The sequence below is a fragment of the Streptomyces sp. C genome (assembly GCF_000158895.1).
Taxonomy (GTDB): Bacteria; Actinomycetota; Actinomycetes; order Streptomycetales; family Streptomycetaceae; genus Streptomyces; species Streptomyces racemochromogenes.
This window is the reverse complement of sequence record NZ_GG657750.1, coordinates 1,096,096-1,096,812: the sequence shown is the minus strand read 5'-3', so window position 1 is coordinate 1,096,812 and position 717 is coordinate 1,096,096. Positions and strand designations below refer to the sequence as shown.

Annotated in this window: 1 protein-coding gene; it reads right to left on the bottom strand. The window is 77.7% G+C overall.

Translation table 11 applies throughout. The features are described 5' to 3' along the window. The coding region (locus tag SSNG_RS04855; RefSeq protein ID WP_007262684.1) for a condensation domain-containing protein at window positions 1-717 on the bottom strand (717 nt) is incomplete at both ends.

The window sequence follows — 717 nt, the reverse complement described above, 5'->3', positions numbered from 1 at the left end:
CCACCTGCGTCCACCACTCCGCCTCGGCCTCCGCCTCGGGGGTGCGGGCATGGGCGACCAGGGCCTCGGCCCACTCGGGGTACGAGGTGCCCTCGGCCGGCCAGACGTCGTCCCGGCCGGCCTCCAGCGCCGTGTAGGTCTCCTCCAGGTCGGCCAGGACCACCGACCACGACAGCATGTCGATCGCGAGCTGGTGGAAGACGACCAGCAGCCGGCCGGGCCGGGAGGGGCCGGCGTCGAACCGGACGAAGCGGGCCACGCGCCCCGCCCGCGGGTCCAGGGAGCGCTGCTCCAGTTCGCACCGGAGGGTGACGGCCGCCGACAGGTCGGCGTCGGAGAGCTCGGAGATCTCCACGGTGTCGAGCACCGGGCCCAGGGCGTCGGCGGGCGGCCCGCCGGTCGCCAGGGCCGCCGTCCGCTGCCGGGGCCGCCGCGCGGGACGCTCCTCGACGGCGAGGCGGAGCGAGGCGTGGCCGGCGACCAGGCGCCGCACGGCCTCGGCGAACAGGTCCGCGTCGATGCCCGGCCGGGTGGTGAAGAGCATGGCCTGGTTCCACTGGCCGCGTTCGCCCGTCTGCTCCTCCCAGGCCTGTTCCTGGGAGGGGGTGAGGACGACCGGGTCGTGGGCGGTGCCGGGCGGGGCGGCCTCGGCGCCCCCGCGGCGGGCGCCCCGCTCGGCGAGGCAGACAAGGCCAGGGCGGCCGCCGTCAGTCCGGG